The organism is Mycobacterium sp. NGS41, assembly GCF_059812725.1.
In genome coordinates, this window is sequence record NZ_JCALDF010000034.1 from 44717 (window position 1) to 51052 (window position 6336).

Annotated in this window: 8 protein-coding genes and 4 tRNA genes; 6 read left to right on the forward strand and 6 right to left on the reverse strand. The window is 64.1% G+C overall.

Going from position 1 to position 6336, the window contains the following annotated elements; translation table 11 throughout:
• Positions 1-2 precede the first annotated feature (2 nt).
• The 3 genes from AC5Y21_RS22380 to AC5Y21_RS22390 are packed head-to-tail and all read right to left on the reverse strand — an operon-like array spanning position 3 to position 2058.
• Positions 3-413 carry a MaoC/PaaZ C-terminal domain-containing protein gene (locus tag AC5Y21_RS22380; RefSeq protein WP_499915617.1) on the reverse strand — a complete coding sequence of 137 codons (411 nt, stop codon included), beginning with the start codon at positions 411-413 and terminating at the stop codon, positions 3-5.
• On the reverse strand, positions 410-868 hold the full coding sequence (locus AC5Y21_RS22385) for a MaoC family dehydratase N-terminal domain-containing protein (RefSeq protein WP_499915619.1): 459 nt from the start codon (positions 866-868) through the stop codon (positions 410-412). The genes AC5Y21_RS22380 and AC5Y21_RS22385 overlap by 4 nt, the downstream gene beginning before the upstream one ends.
• A 2-nt stretch (positions 869-870) precedes the next feature.
• The gene (locus AC5Y21_RS22390; protein WP_499915621.1) at positions 871-2058 is read right to left on the reverse strand and encodes a lipid-transfer protein; all 1188 of its coding nucleotides are present in this window, start codon (positions 2056-2058) and stop codon (positions 871-873) included.
• A gap of 165 nt (positions 2059-2223) precedes the next feature.
• On the opposite strand from AC5Y21_RS22390, the gene AC5Y21_RS22395 reads away from it, so the two are divergent.
• Positions 2224-3795 carry a long-chain-fatty-acid--CoA ligase gene (locus AC5Y21_RS22395; RefSeq protein WP_499915623.1) on the forward strand — a complete coding sequence of 524 codons (1572 nt, stop codon included), beginning with the start codon at positions 2224-2226 and terminating at the stop codon, positions 3793-3795.
• Positions 3796-3811: 16 nt separating this feature from the next.
• On the opposite strand, the gene AC5Y21_RS22400 is transcribed toward AC5Y21_RS22395, so the two are convergent.
• Both AC5Y21_RS22400 and AC5Y21_RS22405 read right to left on the reverse strand, forming a co-directional pair.
• Positions 3812-4102: a hypothetical protein gene (locus AC5Y21_RS22400; RefSeq protein ID WP_499915625.1), complete on the reverse strand. Its 291-nt coding sequence runs from the start codon at positions 4100-4102 to the stop codon at positions 3812-3814.
• A gap of 142 nt (positions 4103-4244) precedes the next feature.
• Positions 4245-4478, reverse strand: a complete 234-nt coding sequence (locus AC5Y21_RS22405) for a hypothetical protein (protein WP_499915627.1) — start codon at positions 4476-4478, stop codon at positions 4245-4247.
• Between the two features lie 354 nt (positions 4479-4832).
• Between AC5Y21_RS22405 and AC5Y21_RS22410 the strand changes: the two genes are divergently transcribed.
• Complete coding sequence (locus AC5Y21_RS22410) at positions 4833-5309, forward strand: DUF5994 family protein (RefSeq protein ID WP_499915629.1); 477 nt, start codon at positions 4833-4835, stop codon at positions 5307-5309.
• Between the two features lie 29 nt (positions 5310-5338).
• Here the strand turns inward: AC5Y21_RS22410 and AC5Y21_RS22415 are convergent.
• Positions 5339-5410 (reverse strand) — tRNA-Val (locus tag AC5Y21_RS22415).
• Between the two features lie 181 nt (positions 5411-5591).
• Here AC5Y21_RS22415 and AC5Y21_RS22420 point away from each other — a divergent pair.
• The 4 genes from AC5Y21_RS22420 to AC5Y21_RS22435 form a co-directional block, all read left to right on the forward strand.
• Positions 5592-5664, forward strand: a tRNA-Gly gene (locus AC5Y21_RS22420).
• A gap of 28 nt (positions 5665-5692) precedes the next feature.
• Positions 5693-5763, forward strand: a tRNA-Cys gene (locus tag AC5Y21_RS22425).
• Between the two features lie 15 nt (positions 5764-5778).
• Positions 5779-5853: transfer RNA gene (locus AC5Y21_RS22430), tRNA-Val, on the forward strand.
• A 194-nt stretch (positions 5854-6047) separates the two neighbouring features.
• Positions 6048-6336: protein kinase domain-containing protein (locus AC5Y21_RS22435; RefSeq protein WP_499915631.1), on the forward strand; the 289-nt coding region annotated here is incomplete at its 3' end.

Here is a 6336-nt window from a genome sequence, read left to right on the forward strand (position 1 = left end):
AACTAGATGACGACAGTTGCGTCGCCGGTCAGCGTGGTGGTGCCATCGTCGAGCGTCACGACCAGCTCGACGGTGGCCCGCCGCTCGCCGTCGACATCGTCGATCTGCGTCACTTTTCCGGTACACGTCGGTTCCGCATGCACTGGTGTGATGGCGGCGAACCGGACGCGATAGGACCGAATGCGCTCCTGGGGAACCCAGTTGGTCAGCAGCCGGCCCAGGTAGGCCATCGACAGCATTCCGTGAGCGAACACGTCCGGCAGGCCCACCGACTTCGCGGCATCCAGGTCGATGTGCATCGGGTTGTGGTCACCGGAAGCACCGGCGAACAGCGCCAACGTCTGCCGTGAGATTGCATCGATCTTCACCGGCGGCAGCTCGGTACCGACCGAAATTGCTTGGGCAACAGTCATGATGCGATTCCCGGGTTTTGGATCACGATGACCGACTGGAGTTCGGCGATAGCAGTCCCGTCGGCACGGGTGATCGCGGTGCTCTTGACGACGAAATCCAGCGCTCCGTTCTTCTTGCTATAGACGTCGATGATGCGCGGACTGGCGACAAGTTGGTCACCGGGATACGCGAGCGCGTGATAGGTGAAGGATTGTTCGCCATGTAACACGAAGCGTAGATCCACGCCGAGCGACTCCAGGAAGGCAAAGGGATCCGGGCTCTCCAACTCGACCGAGAATAGGAAGGTGGGCGGCGCCGGGATGTCCGGGTGTCCGGCGGCTTTGGCCGCCTCGGCGTCGGTATAGATCGCATCGGTCTCCCCAATCGTCTTGGCGAAGAACCGCAGTCGACCCCTGTCGATGGTCAGCGTAGAGGTAGGCAGCGTTGTTCCGATGACGCTCTTGTCGATCGCCATGATCAGGAGACCTTCTCGTAAAGAGTTACCACGGCGGCACCACCGAGCCCGATGTTGTGCTGCAGCGCGACATCGACGTCGTCGACCTGGCGCGCACCGGCCTGTCCCCGCAGTTGCCATACCAGTTCGGCGCACTGGGCCAGACCGGTCGCCCCGAGCGGATGACCCTTGGACAACAATCCGCCCGACGGGTTGGTCACCACGCGTCCGCCATAGGTGTTCTCGCCATCGAGGATGAACTTCTCTGCGGTCCCCTCCGGCGTCAGGCCAAGGCCCTCGTAGGTCAGCAGCTCGTTGCTGGTGAAGCAGTCGTGCAACTCAACGACCCGGATGTCTTCCGGTGCGACACCTGAAGTTTCGTACACCTGCTCTGCGGCGGCCTTGGCCATGTCATAGCCCACGACCTTGATCATGTCGGTGCCGGCGAAGGTGGAAGGAGAGTCTGTGGTCATCGCCTGAGCCTTGATGGCGACCCGAGGTGACAACCCGTGCTTGACGGCGTACTCCGTGCTGACCAGCACAGCAGCGGCGGCACCACACGTCGGAGGGCAGCACTGCAGCCTGGTCAGCGGTCCGTAGATGTGCGGCGAGGCTAGCACCTGTTCGACCGTCACCTCGTCGCGGAACACCGCGTACGGATTGTTCTTCGCGTGGCGACGCGCCTTGACCGAGATCTGGGCGAACGTGGCCGGGTCCGTCCCGTACTTCTCGGCGTATTGGCGGCCCGCGCCACCAAAGTATTGGGCGGCCATCGGCGCGCTGTCGTCCCATCCCTGCGCGGCGCGAGTGACGTCGTCGAACCGGGTGAACGGGCTGGGCCGGTCGCTCCACACCGATCCCAGCGCGCCTCGCTGCATCTGCTCGAAACCCAGCGCCAGAACGCATTCGGCCGCGCCGGTTTCGACGGCCTGTCGCGCCAGCCACAGCGCCGTCGAGCCGGTCGAACAGTTGTTGTTGACGTTCACGATCGGGATACCCGACTGCCCTAACCCGTACAGCGCGGCCTGGCCTGATGTCGAGTCTCCATACACATATCCCGCATAGCCCTGCTGCACCGACGAGTACTCAACTCCGGCGTCGGCCAGCGCGGCTCGAGCTGCATTCTCAGCCATTACCTGGTAAGGCTCCGTACGGCTCGGGGTTGTGAACGGAATCATCCCAACGCCGGCCACCATCACTCGATGGGTCACCACGCCTCCGTATCAAACTAGGGAATATTCACTTATGCATAGCAGACGGGGCGGCCGGAACGCAAGCGATGTGTGTTGCCCGCACAACTTCGACAGCGCCCGGTAGCCGACCAGCAGGTGGGAGCGGCTGCGCGCTGATGCTTGGCGTATTGCAGAGTGGAACCTATGCCAACAGCCGATGCCACCACGGACACACTCGTCGGAATCGTCGAGCACCATGCCCGGCGCAGGCCCGACGGCGTAGCGCTCCAGTTCGGTGACCGGGAATGGTCCTGGGGGCAGTGGGCGTTGCGGATCCGTCGCGCGGCCGGCGCGCTGCGAGCCGCCGGCGTTCAGCGCGGTGAGCGCGTGGCGTTCCTCGACAAGAACCACCCGGCCTGCCTGGAAACCTTGATTGCCGCCGCATCGATCGGCGCCGTCGCCACGGTCGTCAATTGGCGAGTCATCGGAGAAGAACTCGTCCACGTGCTCAACGACAGCGGTGCCCGACTGCTGCTAGTCGGCGCCGAGCTGTCCCCCACTGTGCAGGCGATCGCCGAACGCGTCCCCGGGCTTGAGCGCATGATCGTGGTCGGCGATGGTGCCACCGGCGACGAGTACGAATCCTGGCTCGCCGCAGCGACACCCGCCGCGACCGACGCTGAGGCCGCCGGCTCCGACACCGACACCGCTCTGGTGATCTACAGCTCGGGTACCACCGGGCGTCCCAAAGGCGTGCTGCTGAGTCAGCGCGCGCTGGTCAACCACATCACCAACCTGGCCCCGGCGTTTCCGTTCGCCGAAGGGGACGCGAACCTTGTTGCGATGCCGTTGTTCCACGTCGGGGGCATCGGCTACGCGTGTTTCGGCATCTTCGCGGGGGCTCCGACGATCCTGACGCGCGAACCCGAAGCCGCGACTTTGATCCGCGCGCTGAACGACGGCGCGACCCACGCCTTCTTGGTGCCACCCGTCATCGCCCGGTTCCTGGACGGCGGCGAGGCGGCCCGCGAGGCCGTCGCACGCTTGCACTATCTGGTGTACGGCGCGGCTCCCATGCCGCTACCGCTGCTGCAGCGGGCGCTGGCTGCCTGGCCGGACGTCAACTTCGTCCAGGTATACGGACAGACCGAGCTTTGCGGAGCCATCACCGCACTCAGTCCCGCCGACCACCGCGACCCGGGCCGGCCCGACTTGCTGCTGTCGGCCGGTAAGGCCGCGGCGGGCACCGAGCTCCAGATCGTCGATCCCGCAACCGGTGTCTGCCTGAATCACGGTGCACCGGGCGAAGTTTGGGCGCGCAGCGATCAGGCCATGAGCGGCTATCTGAATCGGCCCGAGGCAACCGCCGACACCATTACCACCGAGGGCTGGTTGCGAACCGGAGACATCGGGCGCCTCGACGCCGACGACTACCTCTACATCGAGGACCGGTTGAAGGACATGATCATCACCGGCGGCGAGAACGTATACGGCCCCGAAGTGGAAAGCGTGCTCACAGAGCATCCCGCCGTCGACGACGCCGCGGTCATCGGTGTGCCCGACGACTTCTGGGGCGAGTCCGTCAAGGCTATCGTCGTCAGCAGCTCCGACGTCGAACCCGCCGACCTCATCGAATTCTGCCGCCGTCATCTCGCCGGTTACAAGTGTCCGCGAACCGTCGACTTCATGCCGTCGCTCCCCCGCAACGCCAGCGGCAAGATACTGAAAGCTGCGCTGCGGGAGCCGTTTTGGCGTGATCAAGCGCGAGGCATATGAGTGCGGGTGGTCGCAGCTACAGGTATGACAACGTGGCAACTGCGCGGGTCTCGGAATCGTCGGCGAGCAACTGACTTAGCTTGTCCCGCAACGTAGCCGAAGAATCCCAGACGGGCTTGTCGCAATGCCTACAATGCGTTTTGAATCGCCCCTGCTCGTCTTCCTGCGGCCAGAATTGGCGTGGGCCAACGGCGGCTCCGGGGCCGAATTGAACCCCGTGATGGGCAGCCTCTTTGAGGATCCGGCCGACGGGATGTCTTTGCGGGCATTCGAGTTGCAAAATGCCGATCCCTTCGTTGCCACCCATGGTTACCCTCCTTCGCGGGTTTCGGGCAAGCAGACGCGTCCCTTTCGCACAACAGATCTCGCGCTGCTAGGGGCATTTCGAACGCAAAACCCGTGGTGTTAACCAACAGCCGCCGGGCTCACGCAGTAGTTCCAAGACGTCGTCATGACGCTTTGGCGTACCTGCGCACCAACTCGTCGTCCCCGAAGGTGCTCGTGTGCTGCAGGCCGTCGTCGTCGCGGCAGAAAAATGTCCACCGTCCGGGACTTTTCTGCGGCCCGCTGATCAGCTTGACCGTGTAGCGCAGCTGAGTCGGATCCAGCGTGCCGATGATGTCACCGACTCGGATCTCTGACGGAGGAATCTCGGGCGCATCCCACCAGTTTTGTACGGCCATGCCACCCATCCTCACCTTTGTTTCCGCCACACTACCCCGAGAACGGCGTCCCCTTCGTCTGCGAAGGCCGCGCCGCGCCCACGCGTCGTCATGGTCACCTGAGCGCGAGGTTCGGGGCGCCGAAACGGCGCTGGTGGCGTAACGTCAGCCCGGAGCCGTTTCGTTGTCAGCGGTGGTCCACCGCGATGTGCGCGGATGACATCCCACGGGCAATGTGATTCCTCCGTTCGCCCCGCGCCCGTGTGGGGCGCGCGATGCCGACCGTGAAGGAACCGCCGTGGACTGCATAGCCGTAACTATCGCGCGATTACCGGACGTCGCGCTCGCGGCCCGGCGCCGGCAGCGGTGTCCCCGATGACGAGTCCGCTGGGAGGTCGAGGCCGTAGCAATCCGGTCCGGGTATCGGTGGCTCGCGAGCTGGGTCGCGGCATCGACGGGGCCTGGTGGCCTCGCGCAGACCGCATCACCAATGAATTACCGCAGCTGGTCGCGGTGCTGACGCCCTTGCTCGGCGGCATCACCTCGATCAACGTCAACTGGCCGCCGCTACAGCGACCACCCGACTTCAACTGGTCGGGATGGGAACAGAGACGTCAGCACGTCATGACCGTCAGCGGCGAAGATGCGAGCGTCAACCTGCTGATCATCCCGTATGCGACCCATAGTGCGCTCGCCCTGATGGTGCTGCGCTGTGCCGCCGACCTGCCTGTCAAGGCCACCGACCGCGACAAACCCGCATTCCTGACTGCCGATTCGATCTTGCGGGCCGCGCATGAGCAATGCGCCACCCCGGTCATTGCCGATGGGTTAGAGGCACGCTCGCGGGCGTGAGCAAACTGTGTTGATGCAGGTCAACGATGTGGTCCCGGCTGGGATCGAACCAGCGACCTTCCGCGTGTGAAGCGGACGCTCTCCCACTGAGCCACGGGACCGGCGCCGAGAGGCGAACGAGGTCGAAGACTAGCACGAGATCGGGTTCGTAAAACGCGCCGCATGGCGCCCGGCCTGGCCGCGGGATAGCCTAGACATGCACTGCACCAAGAGATTTGTGTGTGCCCGCTCACTTGGACTATCGTCGTGCTTCGCACCGGGCGACGATCTCGTCCGTTGCGCGCGGATGTAGCGCAGTTGGTAGCGCATCACCTTGCCAAGGTGAGGGTCGCGGGTTCGAATCCCGTCATCCGCTCGAAGGTGCAAGTGGCATCAACCCCAGCGGTGGAGTGGCCGAGTGGTGAGGCAACGGCCTGCAAAGCCGTGCACACGGGTTCGATTCCCGTCTCCACCTCCGAATTCGATCCCAGCGCGATTAGCTCAGCGGGAGAGCGCTTCCCTGACACGGAAGAGGTCACTGGTTCAATCCCAGTATCGCGCACCAGAGTTCTTGCAGCTCAGAGGCGGTTTTGGGGCCAGCCTGAAAATCCGTAAACTCCCCGTGAACTCCCGAAATACGCCGCCGGTGCAAACCCGACAGCGGTGGCAACCGCTCAACACCAACTCATAGCAATCCCACACCGTCGCCCGCTGACATCGGTAGCATTTTCACCTGGGTGGATGGCGGAAGGTTCTGCCATGGACGAGGTGGAATTCGGGCGCTACCGGCTGCGGTCGCTGCTTGGCGAGGGCGGCATGGGCGAGGTGTGGCGTGCCCACGACACTGTGACCGACCGCGTCGTTGCTATCAAAGTCTTATCCCAGAATCTGTCGAAGGACGAAGATTTTCAGCGGCGTTTTCGCCGCGAAGCCCACGCCGCGGCGAGATTAGAAACCCCGCATGTGGTTCCGATTCATGACTACGGGGAGATCGATGGCCGGCTGTTCGTCTGCATGCGGCTGATCAAAGGCCGCGACCTGGCAGCAT

What these genes read in the sequence shown, in the direction of transcription:
- AC5Y21_RS22380 (WP_499915617.1), bottom strand. Translation starts at nt 413, where the DNA reads ATGACTGTTGCCCAAGCAATTTCGGTCGGTACCGAGCTGCCGCCGGTG.
- AC5Y21_RS22385 (WP_499915619.1), bottom strand. Translation starts at nt 868, where the DNA reads ATGGCGATCGACAAGAGCGTCATCGGAACAACGCTGCCTACCTCTACG.
- AC5Y21_RS22395 (WP_499915623.1), top strand. Translation starts at nt 2,224, where the DNA reads ATGCCAACAGCCGATGCCACCACGGACACACTCGTCGGAATCGTCGAG.
- AC5Y21_RS22400 (WP_499915625.1), bottom strand. Translation starts at nt 4,102, where the DNA reads ATGGGTGGCAACGAAGGGATCGGCATTTTGCAACTCGAATGCCCGCAA.
- AC5Y21_RS22405 (WP_499915627.1), bottom strand. Translation starts at nt 4,478, where the DNA reads ATGGCCGTACAAAACTGGTGGGATGCGCCCGAGATTCCTCCGTCAGAG.
- AC5Y21_RS22410 (WP_499915629.1), top strand. Translation starts at nt 4,833, where the DNA reads ATGACGAGTCCGCTGGGAGGTCGAGGCCGTAGCAATCCGGTCCGGGTA.